At 44.6% G+C, this 20,028-nt stretch carries 17 protein-coding genes; 9 read left to right on the top strand and 8 right to left on the bottom strand.

Features of this window, described 5'->3' with window-relative positions; genetic code table 11:
• Positions 1 to 10 precede the first annotated feature (10 nt).
• The gene (gene torA / locus AB6D07_RS00235) at positions 11 to 2,473 is read left to right on the top strand and encodes a trimethylamine-N-oxide reductase TorA (RefSeq protein WP_017100089.1); all 2,463 of its coding nucleotides are present in this window, start codon (positions 11 to 13) and stop codon (positions 2,471 to 2,473) included.
• A 347-nt stretch (positions 2,474 to 2,820) separates the two neighbouring features.
• Here the strand turns inward: torA and AB6D07_RS00230 are convergent, their stop codons facing one another.
• Positions 2,821 to 4,035 (bottom strand): putative manganese transporter, encoded by a 1,215-nt coding sequence (locus tag AB6D07_RS00230; protein WP_012604363.1) that lies wholly within the window; start codon positions 4,033 to 4,035, stop codon positions 2,821 to 2,823.
• 201 nt (positions 4,036 to 4,236) lie between these two features.
• On the opposite strand from AB6D07_RS00230, the gene AB6D07_RS00225 reads away from it, so the two are divergent.
• Both AB6D07_RS00225 and AB6D07_RS00220 read left to right on the top strand, forming a co-directional pair.
• Positions 4,237 to 5,142 carry a manganese-dependent inorganic pyrophosphatase gene (locus tag AB6D07_RS00225; RefSeq protein ID WP_017104082.1) on the top strand — a complete coding sequence of 302 codons (906 nt, stop codon included), beginning with the start codon at positions 4,237 to 4,239 and terminating at the stop codon, positions 5,140 to 5,142.
• A 149-nt stretch (positions 5,143 to 5,291) separates the two neighbouring features.
• Complete coding sequence (locus AB6D07_RS00220) at positions 5,292 to 5,681, top strand: DUF2750 domain-containing protein (RefSeq protein ID WP_004734596.1); 390 nt, start codon at positions 5,292 to 5,294, stop codon at positions 5,679 to 5,681.
• Between the two features lie 93 nt (positions 5,682 to 5,774).
• Here the strand turns inward: AB6D07_RS00220 and AB6D07_RS00215 are convergent, their stop codons facing one another.
• The 7 genes from AB6D07_RS00215 to pspF form a co-directional block, all read right to left on the bottom strand.
• Positions 5,775 to 6,554 carry a DUF2927 domain-containing protein gene (locus AB6D07_RS00215; RefSeq protein WP_017098171.1) on the bottom strand — a complete coding sequence of 260 codons (780 nt, stop codon included), beginning with the start codon at positions 6,552 to 6,554 and terminating at the stop codon, positions 5,775 to 5,777.
• A gap of 36 nt (positions 6,555 to 6,590) precedes the next feature.
• Complete coding sequence (locus tag AB6D07_RS00210; protein ID WP_009848782.1) at positions 6,591 to 7,373, bottom strand: ATP-binding cassette domain-containing protein; 783 nt, start codon at positions 7,371 to 7,373, stop codon at positions 6,591 to 6,593.
• Positions 7,370 to 8,371 carry an oligopeptide/dipeptide ABC transporter ATP-binding protein gene (locus AB6D07_RS00205; RefSeq protein ID WP_009848781.1) on the bottom strand — a complete coding sequence of 334 codons (1,002 nt, stop codon included), beginning with the start codon at positions 8,369 to 8,371 and terminating at the stop codon, positions 7,370 to 7,372. Before AB6D07_RS00205 ends, AB6D07_RS00210 begins: the two co-directional genes overlap by 4 nt.
• A complete protein-coding gene (gene sapC / locus AB6D07_RS00200) occupies positions 8,371 to 9,258 on the bottom strand; it encodes a putrescine export ABC transporter permease SapC (protein ID WP_009848780.1) in 888 nt (295 codons plus the stop codon). The genes AB6D07_RS00205 and sapC overlap by 1 nt, the downstream gene beginning before the upstream one ends.
• Positions 9,245 to 10,207: an ABC transporter permease subunit gene (locus AB6D07_RS00195; protein ID WP_009848779.1), complete on the bottom strand. Its 963-nt coding sequence runs from the start codon at positions 10,205 to 10,207 to the stop codon at positions 9,245 to 9,247. Before AB6D07_RS00195 ends, sapC begins: the two co-directional genes overlap by 14 nt.
• The gene (gene sapA, locus AB6D07_RS00190) at positions 10,207 to 11,829 is read right to left on the bottom strand and encodes an ABC transporter substrate-binding protein SapA (protein WP_017104081.1); all 1,623 of its coding nucleotides are present in this window, start codon (positions 11,827 to 11,829) and stop codon (positions 10,207 to 10,209) included. Before sapA ends, AB6D07_RS00195 begins: the two co-directional genes overlap by 1 nt.
• A 102-nt stretch (positions 11,830 to 11,931) precedes the next feature.
• The gene (gene pspF, locus AB6D07_RS00185; protein ID WP_017104080.1) at positions 11,932 to 12,954 is read right to left on the bottom strand and encodes a phage shock protein operon transcriptional activator; all 1,023 of its coding nucleotides are present in this window, start codon (positions 12,952 to 12,954) and stop codon (positions 11,932 to 11,934) included.
• Between the two features lie 316 nt (positions 12,955 to 13,270).
• Here pspF and pspA point away from each other — a divergent pair, with 316 nt between their 5' ends.
• The 6 genes from pspA (at position 13,271) to AB6D07_RS00155 (ending at position 19,952) form a co-directional block, all read left to right on the top strand.
• Positions 13,271 to 13,942, top strand: coding sequence for a phage shock protein PspA (pspA, locus tag AB6D07_RS00180; RefSeq protein WP_009848776.1), 672 nt, complete (start codon positions 13,271 to 13,273; stop codon positions 13,940 to 13,942).
• A 15-nt stretch (positions 13,943 to 13,957) separates the two neighbouring features.
• Positions 13,958 to 14,191 (top strand): envelope stress response membrane protein PspB, encoded by a 234-nt coding sequence (gene pspB / locus AB6D07_RS00175; RefSeq protein WP_009848775.1) that lies wholly within the window; start codon positions 13,958 to 13,960, stop codon positions 14,189 to 14,191.
• Entirely contained in the window at positions 14,184 to 14,570 is a 387-nt protein-coding gene (gene pspC / locus AB6D07_RS00170; RefSeq protein WP_032499058.1) for an envelope stress response membrane protein PspC, read from the top strand. Before pspB ends, pspC begins: the two co-directional genes overlap by 8 nt.
• Before the next feature lie 157 nt (positions 14,571 to 14,727).
• The gene (locus AB6D07_RS00165; RefSeq protein WP_029223131.1) at positions 14,728 to 15,762 is read left to right on the top strand and encodes an efflux RND transporter periplasmic adaptor subunit; all 1,035 of its coding nucleotides are present in this window, start codon (positions 14,728 to 14,730) and stop codon (positions 15,760 to 15,762) included.
• Position 15,763: 1 nt separating this feature from the next.
• On the top strand, positions 15,764 to 16,849 hold the full coding sequence (locus AB6D07_RS00160) for an efflux RND transporter periplasmic adaptor subunit (RefSeq protein ID WP_009848772.1): 1,086 nt from the start codon (positions 15,764 to 15,766) through the stop codon (positions 16,847 to 16,849).
• Positions 16,842 to 19,952: an efflux RND transporter permease subunit gene (locus tag AB6D07_RS00155; RefSeq protein WP_009848771.1), complete on the top strand. Its 3,111-nt coding sequence runs from the start codon at positions 16,842 to 16,844 to the stop codon at positions 19,950 to 19,952. Before AB6D07_RS00160 ends, AB6D07_RS00155 begins: the two co-directional genes overlap by 8 nt.
• The last annotated feature ends 76 nt before the right edge of the window (positions 19,953 to 20,028 follow it).

Here is a 20,028-nt window from a genome sequence, read left to right as displayed (position 1 = left end):
GAGTAACACAATGGCAATTACAAGAAGAAGTTTTCTGAAAGGTGTCGCGACTACAAGTGCGGCATCGGTTATCGGTCCAAGCTTATTGGCGTCGGCATCAGTGTCTGCAGCAGAAACAGACGGCGCGTGGAAAGTCTCTGGTTCTCACTGGGGTGCATTTCGAGCTCGCGTTTATGCGGGTAAAGTACAAGAGATTAAACCTCTAGAAATCGATCAACACCCAACTGAGATGTTGAAAGGTATTAAAGGTATTATCTACAGCCCATCACGTGTGCGTTACCCAATGGTTCGCCTAGATTGGTTGAAGAAGCATAAATACAGCGCAGACACGCGTGGTAACAACCGTTTTATTCGTGTGACTTGGGATGAGGCACTAGACCTTGTTTACCGCGAACTAGAGCGCGTACAGAAAGATTACGGTCCATGGGCGCTTCACACAGGTCAAACTGGGTGGAGACAAACGGGTCAGTTCCACAGCTGTACTAACCATATGCAACGTGCAATGGCACTTCACGGTTACTCTGTGAAGAAAATCGGTGACTACTCAACAGGTGCTGGTCAAACGATCATGCCTTACGTGCTAGGTTCTACTGAAGTTTACGCACAAGGTACATCTTGGGAACTTATCCTAGAAAACAGTGACAACATTGTTCTTTGGGGTAACGATCCAGTTAAAAACCTGCAAGTAGGTTGGACATGTGAGACTCACGAGTCATTCGCATACTTAGAACAGCTGAAAGAAAAAGTTGCTAAGAAAGAGATCAACGTTGTTTCTGTTGACCCTGTTAAAAACAAAACAGGCCGTTACCTAGAAAACGAGCAAATGTACATCAACCCACAAACTGATGTGGCGTTCATGCTTGGTGTTGCTCACGTTCTTTACAACGAAGATCTATACGACAAGAAGTTCATCGAAACTTACTGTCTAGGTTTTGAAGACTTTATCAAGTACGTTCAAGGTGAAACGAAAGATAAAGTTGAGAAGACACCTGAGTGGGCTTCGGCTATCTGTGGTGCAAGCGCGGACTCTATCCGTGAATTCGCTAAGATGCTGGTTAACGGTCGTACGCAGATTCTTGTCGGTTGGAGTATCCAACGTCAACAACACGGTGAGCAGCCTTACTGGATGTGTGCCGTTATCGCAGCAATGGTTGGCCAAATCGGTCTACCTGGCGGTGGTATCTCTTACGGTCACCATTACTCTGGTATCGGTGTTTCTTCAACTGGCTTCGCTGCTCCGGGTTCATTCCCGTTGAACATCGACCAAGGTCAATCGCCTAAGCACACTAACACTGATTACAACGGTTACAGCCGTGTAATCCCTGTTGCTCGTTGGGTAGATAGCTTGCTAGAGCCAGGTAAGAAGATCAAAGCGAACGGTTCAACGGTTACACTACCGGATATCAAGATGATGGTATTCAGTGGTAATAACCCGTGGCACCACCACCAAGATCGCAACAAGATGCGTAAAGCATTCAAGAGCCTACAAACTGTAGTGGCTGTTGATTTCGCTTGGACTGCAACTTGTCGTCACTCTGATATCGTGCTTCCTGCATGTACTCAGTGGGAACGTAACGATATTGATGGTTACGGCGCGTACTCTGGTCGTGGTTTGATCGCGATGCACAAACTAGTCGATCCTCTGTTCCAGTCTAAAACTGACTTCGAGATTATGTCTAGCCTAACTAAGCGTTGGGGTCGTTACGACGATTATACGCGTGGTATGGACGAAATGCAGTGGGTTAAATCTCTGTATGACGAATGTCGTGCATCAAACGAAGGCAGCTTCGAAATGCCTGAGTTTGCTGAGTTCTGGGAGAAAGGTTTCCTAGACTTCGGTAAAGGTAAGCCATGGACTCGTCACGCTTCATTCCGTGAAGATCCAGAGATCAACGCACTAGGTACGCCTTCTGGTTTCATCGAAATCACAAGCCGTACTGTTGGCAACATGGGTTACGAGCACTGTCAAGAACACCCTATGTGGTTTGAGAAATCTGAACGTTCACACGGTGGTCCAGGCTCTGACAAACATCCGTACTGGCTACAATCTTGTCACCCAGACAAGCGTCTTCACTCTCAGATGTGTGAATCTGAAGAGTGGCGTGCGACTTACGCGGTACAAGGCCGTGAGCCAATCTACATCAACCCAATCGATGCTAAGAAGAAAGGCATCAAAGATGGCGACGTAGTACGTGTGTTCAATGACCGTGGTCAACTACTAGCAGGTGCTGTTCTAATGGATAGCTACGCACCTGGTGTTGTTCGTATCGAAGAAGGCGCTTGGTATGGCCCGATCAACGAGAAAGTGGGGGCGCTAGATACATACGGCGATCCAAACACACTAACTCAAGACATCGGTACGTCTGAACTTGCTCAAGCAACGTCAGCAAACACATGTTTGGTTAACTTCGAGAAGTTCCAAGGCAAACTGCCTCCAGTAACTTCATTCGGTGGTCCAATCGAAGTTTCTTAAGTCTTGTACTTAAGAACCAAGATTAAAGCTTGAATTAAAGCCCCTGTAAGCACTCTTACAGGGGCTTTTTGTTTTTCTAGCCTGTGTGCGGGATTTGTAATTAAGCATTGTCATAGCGCCAACAGGGGGCGTTTTTGAGACCGGCTATAACGACGTGCCGTTTGAGATAGGCTGTAGAACTATGAACTATGAACTATGAACTATGAACTATGAACTATGAACTATGAACAATGAAGCAGGAAGGGAATGTATAAAGAATCTGTTGTAAGGGCTTAGGCAGACGGAAACAAAAAGGCCGATACAAAGTATCGACCTAATAGAGACCTATGGAATTGAATCAGCTTGAGTTAAATTTCGAACATAAACCAATAACCGTATGCACAGATTAATGCGGGTATGCCTGAATATAATGTGGCCACAAGAGCCGCTTTCGGTGCCATTGCGATAGCAGGGAATAAAGCATCACCATCATTTGAAATTGCGTTACCGACCTGAGCTGAAAGTGGCAGTGCACCTGAAAGGTAAAGGCTAGTGACCAACAATTGTGGACCACACCCCGGCAGTAAGCCCATCAACACACCCGCCAGGGGGAGCATCATCCCCCAGCTTGAGAATAGCGTCGCAAAATCGACATTTGCAAGCACAGAGCCAAACTCGAAGAAAAGAAAAGCCACCACCACCCATGCAGTGACAAAGTTTGTATCTTGAGCTGTTTTTTGTAGTGGGTGAGAACCTATACATTTTTCATCTTCACTTACGGCCGATTTGTAATCCTCAATTTCACGAGTAAGCCCCCACAAAAACATCGAGCTGATCAGTAAAATCGTTCCCGTCCATTCCATAGACATCTCAGGCAGTGTCAGCAACTGGTTTACATCGATTTGAAAAGAGCCAAGCAGGGCAACAGCGGCTCCCGGAATAATAAGCACAGACCATAGGTAACCCTGAAGGTTTATCGCTTTTTTAGAGACAGGGCTTTGACCTTGAGGTTGTGAGGTACAGCTGTTTTCCGCTTCATTTCTCTCTGCCTGTTTCGGGCGTAAAAAGTCGTCTGCGTGAAACAAGTTTATGATTCGTCCTGAGGCGGTACCCACGATTACACCCATCGCCATCATGGCTAAACCTGTTTTGGGTTCGCTAGCAATTAACAGGAAGGCCGCGTCACCCATGGTTGAGACGAGTACAGCCACAACCGCACCAAATCCGAGTTTGCCTGAAATAAATTGTGTGGTGACCACAATCGCTCCCCCACAGCCTGGCAATGCGCCCATTAGCGCGGCAAATACAACTTGGTTTGAACGAGATTGATGGACGAGCTTATTGAAGACGTTATCTTTGTTGATGTATAGACTTAACCAGTGGTAAATCGCTAGGGTTAGCGCAACGTAACATGACACTGCCCAGAAGGCGTCAGACAAGGTAGTGACCGTCAATTCTCGCGTAGCAGGAGCTGCAACTAACGCCGCAAGTGAAATAGGTAAAAGCAGGCGCTTAAAAGACAGTGAAAACTGAGTTGTTTTCGCAGCGCTGCTGCTTGGCAAAAAAGAGATTAGTCGATCCATAAGTGTCACTCAAAATTTGTGTATTAAGATAATCATATACGAATGATAATAATTATCAATTGCATTCGTTGTTTTTTTATCTTTTGTTACCATTGGCCAAACCCACGAAACATGACCAATCTAAAAAAATGAGGTAAAGTATGCCTAATAAAGAGAGACTCTAAAGGTAGAGTCATAATTGTTAGTGTAATAGGAAGAAACATGATTTTAGTTGTTGGTCACAAAAACCCTGATAGTGACAGTATTTGTAGTGCGTTAGTTGCAACTGAGCTTCTTAAAGCTCGTGGCGAGGAAGCGACACCAATTCGCCAAGGCGAGATCAACCGCGAAACTCAACACATTCTAGAAGTCGCTGGTGCTGAAAAGCCAGAACTTCGTACTTCTGTTGCTGGTGAGAAAATCTGGCTAGTAGACTACTCAGATCTTGCACAAGCACCAGACGATGTAGCTGAAGCAGAGATCGTAGGTATTGTCGATCACCACCGTCTAGGTGACGTGATGACAGTTAACCCTATGGAAGCTTGGATCTGGCCTGTTGGCTGTACAAATACAGTACTTTTCAACATGTTCAAGATTGAAGGTCACGCTATCTCTCAACAAATCGCTAAACTGATGATGTCTGCAATTCTTTCAGACACAGTTGGTTTTGCTTCTCCAACATGTACTCAAAAAGACAAAGACGCGGTTGCTGAGCTTGCTGAAATCGCTGGCGTGACTGACGTTGATGCATTTATCAAAGCGCTTCTAATCGCTAAGACAAACATCGAAGGCCTATCTGCGGCACAATTAGTAGAAAAAGACCTTAAAGGCTATCCATTCAACGGTCGTGATGTTGTTGTTGGTCAAGTTGAGCTTGCGACTCTTGAGCAAGTAGACGGCATGATCGAAGCGCTAGAAGCTGATCTTGAAGCGCGTTGTGAGAAAGATGGTCTAGCATTCGCTGCAGTAATGCTGACAGATATCACTACAGCTCAAACTCGTCTTCTATACAAAGGTGAGTGGGCTGATAAGCTGGTTAAATTCGAGAAAGACGGTGTATTGATGATGGAAAATACATTGAGCCGTAAGAAGCAAGGTTGGCCTTGGCTTCAAGGCGAGCTTGTTTAACCAAGTCGCTTAATTATAAACGCCTGCTAATTTAGCAGGCGTTTTTCTTTGAAGTAGGCTTTCTTCTTCATCGATAGTGTTTGAAGTTAAAAACACTCGGCATAAAATAGCTTTAAGAACATAGTTACTGACTAAAGTAGGAAATTGAGATGACTACACAGCTAGACGATAAAAAAATCGCTGAAATCAATAAGTATACGGGTGAGCAACGCCTGAAGTACTGTGTGAAAGAAATCGTAGCGAACCGTGAAGTATGGATCTTAACCGATGAACACGGTTGTGTAATGCTGAACACAGAAGATGAAGACTGTGTTCCTGTATGGCCAAATCAAGAGTTTGCGGAGTCTTGGGCGACGGGTGATTGGTCTGAGTGTAAAGCTGAGTCTATTTCACTAAACAAATGGCATAGCCGTTGGACTAACGGTCTAGAAGACGACGAGCTTGCAGTTGTTGTGTTCCCGAACGAACAGGAAGAAGGTGTTATCTTGTTCCCGGATGAGTTCGACTTCGAGCTGAAGAAGCAGGCTGCTAAGCGCTAATTCTCTCGTCAAATTGTAAGCCAGCGTTGTCTTACCTCGGGCAACGCTGTTGTTCTATTCTTCCCTTCTAAGCTACTTTCCAACGTATTTTCGTCAATACCCAATAAGTTGATACAAAGGCGCCTGCTGTGCTGCTTTAGAAGCTTGCTGAAGTACACCTGTTTTGCTGTATCTTTTCAGTATTTTTCGCACAACTGGTTTTGCCTGTTCTTTTGTCATTCCCACTTTCAATTGAGGTTCATACAGTAGCTTTAGCAGCACTACATCTAAGGGGGATAACAAGTCTTCTGGCGTGTGATCATTGAAAATAGAAGGGTAGGCTTTATCTGAGTCATTGGGTAACCCAAGTACCTGTGTGATCTCTTCAACAATACATGCGACCAGCTTTCCTCTTGCTCTCGCTTGATCTACTGGGATCACAATTCCTGCATATACAATCTCACCTTTAGAGTTGGTTCGATAACCTGCAGTACAGATAGCGCTGTTTAGATGCTGTGTCGATTTCAGTTTGAGTACAGTTTTGGCTTCAGCTATCCACTGACTCTGCCTTGTGTATATCCATTTAACGTTTGCATCCGATTCTCGTGTGACGATTTTAATCGGATGTTGGGTGACTTGCGATAGGTGCTGGACGTGTAATTCGGTGAGTTCTTGATGAAGCTCTTCGTCGCCGACTCGGTGATCGATCCATATCTTAATAGGTTGTTTCCATTTAGCGAGGAGCTTGTCGCCTTGTGAATATTCGTGTTGAAGTGCGACGTGATAAAAGGCAGTTTCGACGAAGGTTCTATCTAGCCATGTGAGTGGTGTGCTTGCTGCATTAAAGGACAGCAGCGCCAACAAGAGGGAAAGCATTGAAGCTCTTGGTAACATATCTTTCCCCTTTGCGGAATATAGCGCGATCACTGATTAATGGCTTGGTGCTTTATAGAAGTGGCTCTCAACTAACCTTTGTGTGATTTGGTGAGTTGGGTTAGTCAGTACTTCATGTGTTTCGCCACTTTCAACCACATTGCCTTCGTGCATGACGATGATCTTATCTGTGATGTGTTTAACAATACCGATGTGTTGGGACACATAAACGAACGATACGCCCATCTCTTCTTGAAGTTCTAGGAACAGATTGATGATTTGCGAACGCATCGCCATATCCAAACCATTCAACGCTTCATCAGCCACAATGATGGAAGGCTGAAGTATCAATGCGCGAGCCAAACAAACCCTCTGCTTCTGACCTGCAGCAAGCATCTGAGGATAGAAGTAAGCATGTTCTGGTAGAAGCCCAACACGTAATAATGTGTCCTTTACGCGGCGCATGCGGGCTTCTGGTGGCATGTTGGTATTTCGCTTCAATGGTCCTTCAAGGATTCGACCAATCTGGATGCGTGGGTTTAGCGAGGTGTTCGGATCTTGGAAGATCATTCGAATCAGTTTACAGCGAGTTGAGTAGTCTTTGTGTTCTAGCTTTTCACCGTTCACTCGGATCTCACCTGCTGTTGGTTCCACCATACCCGCTAGCATTCTAGCTAATGTCGATTTCCCCGACCCATTCTGACCGATAAAACCAATAGTCTGCCCCGCTTCAAGGGAAAAGCTGACTGGCTTCACTGCCTGATGAATCTTTTTACGGAAAAGACCAGAGCGAGTCGTAAAGTCTTTAGATAAATCACTGACCTCTAATAATGCACTCATGATTTCTTTTTCTTCTCCATATTCAGAGGGAAATGACAGTTAAATTTGTGGGTCTTTATACGTTTAGTATGCGGGATCTCGACACACTGTCTTTGCGCGTATGGACAACGTGGTCCAAGTCGACAACCAATCGGAAGGTGCTGCAGCGGCGGAATTGACCCTGGTAAAGATTGCAGTTTTTCTTTGTGAGGAATCCAGTCGTTAAAGTCTGGCATCGCTTTTAGCAGTGCAACGGTGTAAGGATGCTTTGGTACATCCAACAGTTTTGTCGTATCTGCAGACTCAACGGACTGACCGCAGTACATCACGGTTATTCGTGTCGCCCATTGAGTGATAGTCGTTAAATCGTGCCCAATGAGGAGAATTGTCGTGTTATGAAGTTGATTCATTCGGCTCAATAAGCGCAATATTTGAGACTGCGTAATCGGGTCTAAATCGTTGGTTGGCTCATCGGCAATTAGCACTTTTGGCTTGGCAGCGATCGCCATGGCGATCATGACTTTTTGACACTCACCATCGGTCAACTCATAAGAATAACTGTCCATTAGGTGAGAGTGATTTTTGATCCCCACTTTATGCAGTAATGCTATTGCTTGCTTTTTTCGCCACTTAAACCGTTGCCACCATCGACCTTCAAATGAACGCGAAGGAATCGCCTCTATTAGCTGGCGTCCCACTTTTTCGGAAGGGTCAAGACATGTCGATGGTTCTTGGAAGATCATCGCGATATCGCGAGCGATCACACGGCGTCGTTCTTTGGGCGTTAGTTGTAGCAGGTCGATATTGCCAAGGCGCATTCGGTCGGCAGACACTTTCCAGTTTTCTTTGCAAACACCAACGATCGCTTTTGCAACCAAGCTCTTACCAGAACCTGATTCACCTACTAAGCCACGAATTTCTCCCTCATTGAGGGTAATACTCATTCGATCTACTGCTTTAACCATCCCTTGAGGGGTCTCAATCTCGATGGTTAGATGTCGAATATCAAGTAACGGCATTATTCGATTCCTGCATTTAGCGCTTGGCGAACACCTTCACCGACAAGGTTAATCACGATCACTGTAAACATAATGGCTAAGCCGGGTAGAGTTACTGTCCATGGCGCAAGGTAAATCAGCTCTACAGAATCACCCAAAATTGAGCCCCATTCGGTACTGGGTGCTTGAGCGCCAAGCCCTAAGAAACCCAAGGCCGTGATATCAAGAATGGCGACTGACAATGCCAGTGTAATTTCAAGTGCCACTACAGTAAGAATATTAGGAAGGATTGAATTCCATAACAGGTAGAAGTCATTCGCACCATCAAGGCGAGAAGCCAAAATATAGTCTTTTTCTACTTCTGCATGCACGGCAATGTATACCGAACGAATAAAGCGTGGAATCAATGCCAAACATAAGGCTAGCAAGATATTAAACTCGCCAAAGCCAAGAAATGCCACGAAGATAATCGCAAGTAGCAACGACGGAATAGACATTACCGTGTCAAGCAGGTGGTTTAGCGTACTTGATAACAACCCGCGAGTCATACCTGCAAGTACGCCAATCAGACAACCGATGACTGCTGCGATAAAGGTAATCACTACTGCGGCACCAAATGTCAGCTGAGAGCCAATAATCAGACGGGATAGAATATCTCGCCCTAAATCATCAGTGCCTAGAAAATACTCAACTGTTCCAGCCGGATCCCAAGAAGGAGGTGTTAGTAGGTGCCCCGTCTGCTCTTGAGCATCATGTGGTGCTAGCCATGGTGAAGTGATGGTGATCAAAATGATCAAGACCAAACACCATAGTCCAAACATTGCGAGATTATTGCCACGGAAGCTGCGCCAGAAACGCTCGAATTGGGTTGGAATCTGTTCTTCTTGGTAGACGTTATTTGTTAGCATACCATTCCTTCCTTACCAGAGGATTGACCATCGCGCCCAGTAGATCTGACAGTATATTCGCGGTCAAAACCAAGGTTGCTACCACAATTACACCAGCTTGAATTGAAACGTAATCTTGATTGGATAATGCATCCAGCAACCAGCGGCCAATACCCGGCCAGTTAAAGATAGACTCGGTGATGATAGCGAGCGTTAACATACTGGAGAGTTGAACGCCGACCTTAGGAATAATCGGTGGTATTGCATTTCTTAATACGTGTTGAGTGACGATCTCTCTTGTTGAAAGACCTTTGATTCGTGCGGCACGGATGTAGTTTTGAGCCATCACTTCAGCCACTGACGCTCTCATTAGTCGGATAACCTGGGTTGTTGGAGCGAGCGCCAAAACAAGGCAAGGTAACGCCATATGGTCTATTACGCTCTGTAGGGCGTGTGCTCGATAGTTACCTTCGGCAAAGAAGGCATCAATCATTGCAAAGCCAGTCACGTGTTCAATTTCGTAAAGTAGATCGTATCGCCCCCCAACAGGGAACATCTCGAAGTGCAGTGAGAACACCATGATCATTAGCAATGCGACCCAAAATATAGGTGCTGAGTAGCCTGCCATTGAAGTAAACGATATGGTGGTATCAACAAACTTACCTTGTCTCATGCCGGCAATTGTGCCGAAAGGGATGCCGATAAACAGTGCGAGTAGAAAAGCAAAGAAGCACAATTCTAACGTCGCAGGAAATACCACGACAAGCTCTTCGATGATAGGAACACCGTGTTTGCTCAGGCCGAAATTCAGCGTCGATAATTCGGTGACGTAGCTAAGCCAGCCGGGCCAAAAATCTTGAATTGCCCAAGGTGAGGTTTGGTCTAATCGAAGTAGAGCAAAGCCCACTAAAGTCAGAATTCCAAGTGTAATAATGAATAAGTTTACACGTCTTAATGTATACCAAAACATCAGTTCACCTCCCTTCTGACTTGATCAAAAGGTTGAGCATTAAAAGGACTACGTTTAAAACCTGTTAGCGAACGATCGTGCACACGGAATTGCACGCCATGAGCGAGAGGTATCACAGGAACTTCTTCATTAAGAATGTTTTGGGCTTGTCGATACAAGTTCACGCGATGCCTTTGTTGATTAATCTCTAATGCCAAGTCGAGAAGGAAATCAAAGTCTGAGTTGCACCACATAGAGACGTTTAATCCCGCGCGTTCCGAACTACATGATAGAAGTGGACGCAAGAAGTTATCTGGGTCGCCCGTACTGCCAATCCAACCTGTGAGCAACAAATCTGTTGAGGAAATTGAAGACAGCTGTGTTCGGTCAAATCGGTCGTCGGTATAGAGTTTGAGTTCAATACCAATATCAGCCAAGTTTGCTTGGATCAGTTCTGCCGTTTTTCTTGGACTTGGATTGTATGCGCGTGGCTCTAAAGGCACCCACATTGACAACTCTAGCCCAGGTTCTACGCCAGCTTCTTTAAGAAGCGCAACAGCATAGTTGCGGTCATAGCGAACTTGAACACTGTCTTTTTGGTAAGCCCAAGAAGTTGGAGGCAACAGCGTGTAGGCTTTCGTGCCCGTACCGTAATAAACCGAGTCGAGAATGTTTTGGCGGTTGATGGCCAAATTCAACGCCTTTCTTACACGAGAGTCACGCAGTGCAGGGTGCTCAGTGTTGAGCGCGATGAAAGAGACATTCACCGCAGGCGTGGCGGAAATCTTTAACTCTTTATGAGCTTGAATAATTGGGATTTGGCTAGAGATCGGAGAATTCAACACGTCACATTCACTGCGAAGCAACTTGGCCAGTGTTCCGGTACCACGTTGGGAAGTGTCGAACACAACTTGGTCCATTTGTACTTCACCCTTCCAGTAATGCTTGTTCTTTTTCAAGCGTACAAGATCATTAATTTGATATTCATCCAAGTAGAAAGGGCCTGTGCCTACGGGCTTGGAGTCTATTTCATTTTTTTCATCTGTGGTAATCAGCTTGTTGGCATACTCTTTGGAGTGAATGACCGCATAGCTGGTGGCGATATTGTTAAGAAATGAATTATCTGGGCGACTTAACTGGAACTTCACCGTTAGGTCATCCACCGCTGTGATTTCAACAATCAGGTTTTGAAAGTCGATGCCAGCGAACCATGGATATAAACCGCCACCCACATAATGAAATGGGTTTGAACTATCAATGATACGTTCAAAACTAAAGACCACATCCTGTGCATTCATGCTGCGGGTTGGGGTAAACCAATCTGTGGTTTGAAACGCAACATTTGGGCGCAGCTTGAAAGTGTACTCTGTACCTGATTTATCGACAGACCAGCTTGTTGCCAAGTTCTGTTTTGGTCGGTAAGTCATAGGATCAAGAGTGAGCAGGGTATCGAAAATTTGAGGGCTCAGCGATTCTGAGGTAATGCCACTATCAACCAATTGTGGATTGAAGGTACTAGGATTACCTTGGCCGCAATAAATGAAGCCTTTTTCACGGATTTGCTCGTGAGTGACACTTTCACCACATCCAGCTAAAAAGCCAAGCGTGCAGATGCTAAGTGATAGTCTTATTAGTGCTTTCATAAAAAGAAATACTTTTCGAAACGAGGCGTTAGAGGAGCCTCAAGATCCCGACAATTTAACATTTTATTTATTCGGCTCCAAATAATAATCAAGTGTGGACAGCTATTTATCGTTAGCTTGCCCTACAATCGCGTACTTCCTCACCATTCCACGTAATTGGTTATAGGTTAACCCAAGTAATTCTGCTGCTTGCTTCTGGTTATACTTGCTCTGTTTTAGAGCTTGATTGAGTAATTTAATGTCTTGCTGTTCTTGCCATGCTTTGTAATCAAGCGGCAAAGAAAATGAGTGCTCTAATGGAGTATGGCTGTTGGACAGATCATTGCCAGTTTCGTGCGTGGAATCTTGATCTATTTGCCATGTTGGTTTAAATGGGTTAAACACCAAAGATTCAATAGGATATGGATCTTTACCGTGCTGGTAGATAGCTCGTTCAACGACGTTTTTGAGTTCTCTCACATTTCCCGGCCAAGAATAATCCAATAGTGCCTCAACAGCAGATGGAGCAAAACCGACAAACAGCTCCAATTCTAACTCTCGACACATCTTAATGGCGTAGTATTCTGCTAGCAGCGTGATGTCTTCTTTTCGTTCGCGAAGAGGTGGGATAGTAATGACATCAAACGCCAGTCTATCTAATAAATCGGGTCTGAATTCGCCTTTTAACGCCATGTTTGGTAAGTCAGCATTGGTCGCACACACCAGTCTTACATTGGCACTTAGCGCCTTTTGTCCGCCGACACGCTCATATTGCCCGTATTCAATAACACGCAATAGCTTCTCTTGAACGGCAAGGGGGGTGGTCGCTAGTTCATCTAAGAACAGAGTTCCACCTTCAGCCCTTTCAAAACGACCTTGATGACGACCTTTTGAACCGGTAAAAGAACCTGATTCATGACCAAACAACTCTGAATCAATCAACCCTTCGCTAAGGGTTGAGCAGTTAAGTGAGATCAATGGCTGGTCCCAGCGTCTTGAAAGGTAATGCAGCCTTTGAGCGATTAACTCTTTACCTGTACCACGTTCACCAATGATCAGAATCGGTCTCTCGATTGGCGCGAGTTGAGACACTTTATCCAAAACAGAGAGAAAACTAGGGGATTCACCAATGAGATTCTGCTGCATAATGGGTCCTTGTATGGTCTGATTTCCAATGGGCATGATATAGAGAGTTTTATTTACATCACTTGATGTAAATAGCATTAATCACAAAGCTGTAGTGGTGAAAAATACCAATACTTGGCTAAATTCATCATAGCATGGTTCGGGTTAATCACCATTTTATTGTAAGTGCTTGATAAACAATGGCTTAAAAGTTGGCACGCTACTTGGATTACTTATGGTAGGTTTAACAACAAACGTAGATTTTTGAGCAAGTGGATTGAGAAATCGAAAAACGATTTAAAACCTATTTGCCATCATTGTAATTAAGGAGTTCCTCATGGGTATTTTTTCTCGCTTTGCAGACATTGTAAATTCAAACATCAGTGCACTATTAGATAAGGCCGAAGATCCTGAAAAGATGATTCGCCTGATTATCCAAGAAATGGAAGACACGCTGGTTGAGGTTCGTACTAACTCAGCAAAAGCAATCGCAGACAAGAAAGAGTTAGCACGTAAAGTTGAAGCTATCGAAACTCAGATTCTAGATTGGCAAAACAAAGCGACACTCGCACTGACTAAGCAACGTGAAGATCTGGCTAGAGCGGCGCTAATCGAAAAGCAAAAACTTGAAGATATCATCAAGGGCCTTCATACCGAGCAAACTTTGGTTCATGAAACCATCGAAAAGCTAACCAGTGAGATCGGCAAGCTTGAAACTAAAATTGCAGAAACTCGCGCAAAGCAACAAGCATTAATGATTCGTAATAATGCGGCGAGCAATCGTCGTGATGTTCAAAAACATCTGCATTCAAGCAAAACCAACGAAGCAATGGCGAAGTTTGAGCAATTCTCACGTAAAGTGGATGAATTAGAAGCTGAAGCTGACGTTTACGCAAAAACCGGTAACGCAAAATCTTTAGACCAAGAGTTTGCAGAGCTACAAGCTCAAGATGAGATTGAAAAAGAGCTGGCGAAACTGAAGCAACAAGTTGAAAACCGCGATAAATAATTTTAGGAGTTGTCTATGTCAACATTTCTAATTGCAGGTCCACTGATTGTATTTTTGATCTTCGTGGCTCCGCTATGGTTATTCTTACACTACCGCAGCAAGAAGAAATCCAGCAATGGTCTTTCAGAAACGGATCTTCAGCGTCTGCATAAGCTTTCTGAGCAAGCTGAGTCGATGCAAGACCGAGTGAAAACGTTAGAAAAAATACTGGATGCGGAGTCACCTAACTGGAGACGAAACTATGAGTAGAGAACTGTATCGCGATCCGATTAACGGTAAATTGTCTGGCGTGTGTGCCGGATTAGCGAACTATTTTGGCCTTGAAGTTTGGTTGGTTCGTATCTTAGTGATCTCAGCCGCACTGCTAGGTGGTAGCTTTTTGGTATTGTTAGCGTATTTAGCTTTGACATTTATGCTGGAAAAACAACCACCTCAATATGTCGATCAGATGAAAGCCAAACAAGAGCACACACTCAAGCAAAAACCCTGGGAAAAAGGGCAAACAGCAGAGTCTTTGTTGGGCACTTTAGAGGGTGATTTCCAGACGTTAGAGACCAGTGTACGCAATATGGAAGCTTATGTGACTTCGGACACTTTTAAAGTCGACCGTGCATTTAAGAACATGTAGTGGTCAAGCCTCAAAAAGATTAGATAACGGTTTAGGAAAATTTATCCCAAGCCGTTATTTTTTTTAATAATTTTGTCTAAATAAATCTTACGATAACTGGTAAGTTACATGTGATTAATCTATGTTAATAAAATATTTATAGATATGGATGATCGCAATGTACAAAGCCTCCCTAGTCCTATTGGTGACCTTATCCGGGTTATCTGGGTGTGGTAAGGAGCTCCCTCCGGTTCCAGAACCCGAATCACGACCAGCCAAACTCTTCACCGTCTCGGTCGGTAACAATGCCTTCGAACGAAATTTTCCAGCGACTACTGAAGCGGGCGATAAAGCCGTATTGGCATTTCGAGTCCCCGGTTTACTAAAAACGATTGACGTCACTGCGGGTCAACAGGTCTCCAAAGGAGATGCATTGGCAACGCTTAATCCTGATGAGTATCAGTTGCTAGAAAAGCAGGCAAGAGCTAACTTCAAACTTGCCGATGTGCAATACCAACGCTCCATCAAGCTACGTAAGGATAGAGTGGTTTCTGAGCAAGATTTTGACCAAGCGAAAGCAAATCATAACTCTGCAAGAGCGGTTTTAAATCAAGCAAAAGCTAATCTTCGCTACACCACACTCGTTGCGCCTTATGATGGTACTATTTCTATTATTCCTGCTGAAAACCACGAATACATCGCGGCTAAGCAAGGTGTAATGAATATCCAAACGAATCAGATCCTCAAAGTTGTCTTCTTATTGCCTGATCAATTAATTGCACGCTTTTCTGCAGGGTTTGAGACAGACGCAACTATGGTATTCGATGCCTTCCCTGAACATTCTTATGTCCTCACCTTTCAAGAAGTCGATACCGAAGCCGATCCTAAAACCGGTTCATACAAGGTCACTATGGTAATGGAGAGACCGACTGATATAGGCATCCTGCCGGGTATGTCTGGCACGGTTAACCTTGTTTCTTCACAAGCAGCGGCGACAAAAATTCCAACCTCAGCAATGATGACCAATGGAGATGATGTCTCAGTATGGCGCGTTAACAACGATGGTATCGTCGAAGAAGTCGCGATAGTCATTGATGAAAAACGGCATATTATTTCGGGTCTTAACGACGGAGATCGCGTTGTGACCTCGGGCGTTAATGGATTAGAAACTGGTGTCAAAGTTCGTGAGTGGATCAAGGAAAGGGGGCTCTAACATGAAGACAGTATCAAAAGCCATCGGCCTATCATGTTTGGCGTTGTTGACAGCCTGTAAAGACAAAGGTGTCACTGAAGTCGAAAAGCTTCCTCTTGTTAAAGCCATTGAAATCTCCGTCTTAGACTTTAACGATAAACTCTATTTTCCAGCAGTGGCTAATGCTGCTGAGAAAGCGCACCTAAGTTTCCGTGTCGCTGGTGAGATTTTTAAACTTGATGTCAAAGAAGGTGAACAAGTTAAAAAGGGTGATGTTCTTGCCGAGTTAGATCCAACAGATTATCAGTTGGACGTTGATAACGCTCAAGCTAGATACACAGTGATTAACAGCCAATACAGACGTTCAAGTCCGTTGGTCAAAAAGGGGTTATTGGCTAAGTCTCAATTCGATGAGATTGCCGCTCAGCGTCAAATCGCTTATGCCGAGTTAGAATTGGCAAAACTGCGTTTGTCATTTACCAAGCTTCGCGCACCGGTTGATGGAATTATCTCTCGTGTCAGTGTTGACCAATACGAAAATATTCAGGTTGGCCAACAGATTGTGAATATTCACAGTGTTGAGGATGTTGAAGTTGTTATCCAATTGCCTGACCAAATCTATGTAAATCAACCAAATGAAGCGACTATCTCGAATATTGAGGCAGTAGTTAGAGTTCCAAGTGGGAATGAATACAGTGCGGGGATAAAAGAGTTTACGACTGAACCCGATCCAAACACAGGTACATTTACCGTCACGCTTGCTTTACCTATGCCAGAAGATGATTTGATTCTTGACGGTATGGCCGTTGAGGTCACGTCAAATGGGCGTGATATCGGGTTGAAATTAAAAGCCGGCGTACTTATTCCTATTGAGGCTGTGTTCAATGCCGATGGGGATGAGTTAACTCGTCAAAACTCTTACGTGTGGATTCTTAATGACGACAATACAGTATCTAAACAGCAAGTCGTATTAGGCAAAGCGAATCAGAAAACATTGCAGATAATCAAAGGATTAGAAATGGGGCAGCATGTCGTTGTTGCAGGCGTATCGCGATTGCGAGATGGGATGACAGTGGAAGTATTGTCTCAGGAGACGAACAATGAGTGAAGTCAATAACAAGCCCCAAAGTGACGATCAACAGGGTGATGACCAAATCACTGGAGTGGCGGCTTATTTTATACGAAATAAGGTCATTAGCTGGATGCTATCACTGATCTTTCTTATTGGTGGTGTGTCTGCATTCTTTGGTTTGGGCCGTTTAGAAGATCCTGCCTTTACCATCAAAGATGCCATGGTAGTGACCTCTTATCCGGGAGCGACGCCTCAGCAAGTGGAAGAGGAAGTGACTTACCCATTAGAGAAAGCGATTCAACAGCTTACCTATGTTGATGAAGTTAACTCTATCTCTAGTCGTGGCCTGTCTCAGGTTACGGTAACGATGAAGAATAATTACGGCCCTGATGATCTTCCACAAATTTGGGATGAACTTCGACGTAAAGTGAATGATTTGAAAGGTCAACTTCCACCCGGGGTAAATGACCCTCAAGTCATAGACGATTTTGGTGATGTTTACGGCATTTTGCTTGCCGTAACGGGGGACGGTTACAGTTACAAAGAGTTACTTGATTACATTGATTACCTAAGGCGAGAGCTAGAACTTGTTGATGGGGTCAGTAAAGTCTCGGTATCCGGCCAACAGCAAGAGCAAGTGTTCATTGAGATATCGATGAAACGGATCAGCTCTCTGGGTTTGTCTCCAAATACTGTATTTAACCTTTTATCCACTCAAAATATTGTTTCAAGTGCAGGTGCTGTAAGGATTGGTGACGAGTACATTCGAATCCATCCAACAGGAGAGTTCCAGAATGTTGAACAGCTCGGTGATTTGATTCTTACGGAAGGTGGCGCTCAAGGGCTTATCTATCTAAAAGATGTGGCGAATGTAACTCGTGGTTATGTTGAAGTGCCTACTAACATCATTGGCTATAACGGGAAGCTCGCACTTAACCTTGGTGTTTCTTTTGCACAAGGCGTGAACGTGGTCGCAGTGGGTGAAGCCTTTGATCGAAGGCTCGCCGAGCTGAAATACCAACAGCCCGTAGGTATTGACATATCTGAGGTTTATAACCAACCCAAAGAAGTCGATAAGTCAGTTAGTGGATTTGTAGTGAGTTTAGGACAAGCGGTTGCGATCGTAATCGTAGTGTTGCTGTTCTTCATGGGATTACGATCGGGTTTGTTGATTGGTTTGATACTGCTATTGACCGTTTTCGGTACCTTTATTTTCATGCAGTACTTCAAAATCGATCTTCAACGTATTTCATTGGGCGCGTTGGTTATCGCGCTGGGGATGCTGGTGGATAATGCCATTGTGGTGGTGGAAGGGATATTGATCGGCACGCAGAAGGGGCGAACCCGAATGCAGGCCGCCACAGATATTGTGACCCAAACCAAATGGCCACTGCTTGGTGCAACGGTTATTGCGGTCACCGCTTTTGCCCCAATCGGTTTGTCTGAAGACTCAACGGGCGAATATTGTGGCACCTTGTTCACGGTTCTACTTATCTCCTTGATGCTGAGTTGGTTTACGGCCATCTCACTCACGCCATTCTTTGCCGATATGTTCTTCAAAGGCCAGAAAGTCGATCCAGATAGTGAAGGTAAAGACCCATACAACGGGATGGTTTTTGTTATCTATAAAAACTTCCTTGAGTTCTGTATGAAGCGTGCGTGGCTCACGATGTTCGTTCTGATTATTGGTTTGGGTGCGAGTGTTTACGGCTTTGGTTTTGTAAAACAAGCCTTCTTCCCATCTTCGACTACGCCAATGTTCCAAGTGGATGTTTGGATGCCGGAAGGTACCGATATTCGTGCGACCAACACTAAGCTTAAAGTGCTTGAAGGTTGGTTAGCAGAGCAGGACGAAGTTGAGCACATCACGACAACGGCGGGTAAAGGCCTACAACGTTTCATGCTGACTTATGCGCCAGAGAAAAGTTATAGCGCATACGGTGAGATAACGGTTCGTGTGAAGAGTTATGAAGTACTTGAAGGTTTGATGTTACGCTTTCGTGAGCATGTAAACGGCCAGTTCCCTGAAATTAATTACAAACTTAAGCAGATCGAATTAGGTCCTGGTGGCGGTGCTAAAATTGAAGCGCGAATTGTGGGTTCTGATCCAACGGTTTTACGTTCAATCGCAGCTCAAGTTATGGACATCATGCGTGCTGACAATGGGTCGTTTAACGTTCGTCACGATTGGCGTGAAAGAACTAAGGTACTGGAACCTCAGTTCAACGAAAGCCAAGCGCGTCGTTATGGTATTACCAAATCTGACGTTGATGATTTCCTAGCGATGTCTTTCTCTGGTAAGTCGATTGGTGTGTATCGTGATGGTACTACGCTGATGCCTATTGTGGCTCGTTTACCTGAAGATGAGCGAATTGATATTCGCAACATCGAAGGTATGAAGATTTGGAGCCCGGCATTAAGTGAATACATCCCACTACAACAAGTAACACTAGGCTACGAATTGGAATGGGAAGATCCACTGATCATCCGTAAGAACCGTAAGCGTATGCTGACGGTAATGGCGGATCCTGACCTACTGGGTGAAGAGACAGCATCAACTTTACAGAAACGCTTACAGCCACAAATAGAAGCGATTGAGATGCCACCGGGTTATTCATTGGAATGGGGTGGTGAATACGAGTCGTCAGCTGACGCTCAAGCGTCACTGTTCACAACTATGCCGTTAGGCTACTTGTTCATGTTCTTAATCACGGTGTTCTTGTTTAATTCGGTGAAAGAGCCTCTGATTGTTTGGTTAACGGTACCACTCGCCTTGATAGGGGTAACGACAGGCTTGCTAGCCTTGAATACACCGTTCGGTTTTATGGCGCTTCTGGGCTTCTTGAGTTTGTCTGGAATGCTTCTGAAGAACGGTATCGTACTGCTTGATCAAATTGAGATTGAGATGAAGTCAGGTAAAGACCCATATATAGCGGTTGTTGATGCGGCATTGAGTCGTGTACGTCCTGTATGTATGGCGGCTATCACAACGATTCTCGGTATGATTCCATTGTTACCGGATATCTTCTTCAAGCCAATGGCGGTAACCATCATGTTTGGTTTAGGCTTCGCCACCGTACTGACGCTAATCGTGGTACCTGTGCTGTATCGTCTATTCCATAAAATTGAAGTCTCGTAAGACGAGTGAGTCTTTGAATTAATGCCCCTGTTTAGGGGCATTATCATTTCTGAGTGATTTAAAATAGGTAGCAATA

Source organism: Vibrio sp. 10N.239.312.C11 (genome assembly GCF_041466065.1).
Taxonomy (GTDB): domain Bacteria; phylum Pseudomonadota; class Gammaproteobacteria; order Enterobacterales; family Vibrionaceae; genus Vibrio; species Vibrio tasmaniensis_A.
Note: the sequence above shows the minus strand (reverse complement) of the source record. Positions and strands in the feature narration are given on the sequence as shown.

Excerpts from the sequence above, each read along its gene's own strand:
- AB6D07_RS00220 (WP_004734596.1), top strand. The coding sequence starts at position 5,292 with ATGACTACACAGCTAGACGATAAAAAAATCGCTGAAATCAATAAGTAT.
- AB6D07_RS00215 (WP_017098171.1), bottom strand. The coding sequence starts at position 6,554 with ATGTTACCAAGAGCTTCAATGCTTTCCCTCTTGTTGGCGCTGCTGTCC.
- AB6D07_RS00155 (WP_009848771.1), top strand. The coding sequence starts at position 16,842 with ATGAGTGAAGTCAATAACAAGCCCCAAAGTGACGATCAACAGGGTGAT.
- AB6D07_RS00205 (WP_009848781.1), bottom strand. The coding sequence starts at position 8,371 with ATGCCGTTACTTGATATTCGACATCTAACCATCGAGATTGAGACCCCT.
- AB6D07_RS00225 (WP_017104082.1), top strand. The coding sequence starts at position 4,237 with ATGATTTTAGTTGTTGGTCACAAAAACCCTGATAGTGACAGTATTTGT.
- AB6D07_RS00165 (WP_029223131.1), top strand. The coding sequence starts at position 14,728 with ATGTACAAAGCCTCCCTAGTCCTATTGGTGACCTTATCCGGGTTATCT.
- torA (WP_017100089.1), top strand. The coding sequence starts at position 11 with ATGGCAATTACAAGAAGAAGTTTTCTGAAAGGTGTCGCGACTACAAGT.
- pspC (WP_032499058.1), top strand. The coding sequence starts at position 14,184 with ATGAGTAGAGAACTGTATCGCGATCCGATTAACGGTAAATTGTCTGGC.
- pspF (WP_017104080.1), bottom strand. The coding sequence starts at position 12,954 with ATGCAGCAGAATCTCATTGGTGAATCCCCTAGTTTTCTCTCTGTTTTG.
- pspB (WP_009848775.1), top strand. The coding sequence starts at position 13,958 with ATGTCAACATTTCTAATTGCAGGTCCACTGATTGTATTTTTGATCTTC.
- AB6D07_RS00210 (WP_009848782.1), bottom strand. The coding sequence starts at position 7,373 with ATGAGTGCATTATTAGAGGTCAGTGATTTATCTAAAGACTTTACGACT.
- sapC (WP_009848780.1), bottom strand. The coding sequence starts at position 9,258 with ATGCTAACAAATAACGTCTACCAAGAAGAACAGATTCCAACCCAATTC.
- AB6D07_RS00230 (WP_012604363.1), bottom strand. The coding sequence starts at position 4,035 with ATGGATCGACTAATCTCTTTTTTGCCAAGCAGCAGCGCTGCGAAAACA.
- pspA (WP_009848776.1), top strand. The coding sequence starts at position 13,271 with ATGGGTATTTTTTCTCGCTTTGCAGACATTGTAAATTCAAACATCAGT.
- sapA (WP_017104081.1), bottom strand. The coding sequence starts at position 11,829 with ATGAAAGCACTAATAAGACTATCACTTAGCATCTGCACGCTTGGCTTT.
- AB6D07_RS00195 (WP_009848779.1), bottom strand. The coding sequence starts at position 10,207 with ATGTTTTGGTATACATTAAGACGTGTAAACTTATTCATTATTACACTT.
- AB6D07_RS00160 (WP_009848772.1), top strand. The coding sequence starts at position 15,764 with ATGAAGACAGTATCAAAAGCCATCGGCCTATCATGTTTGGCGTTGTTG.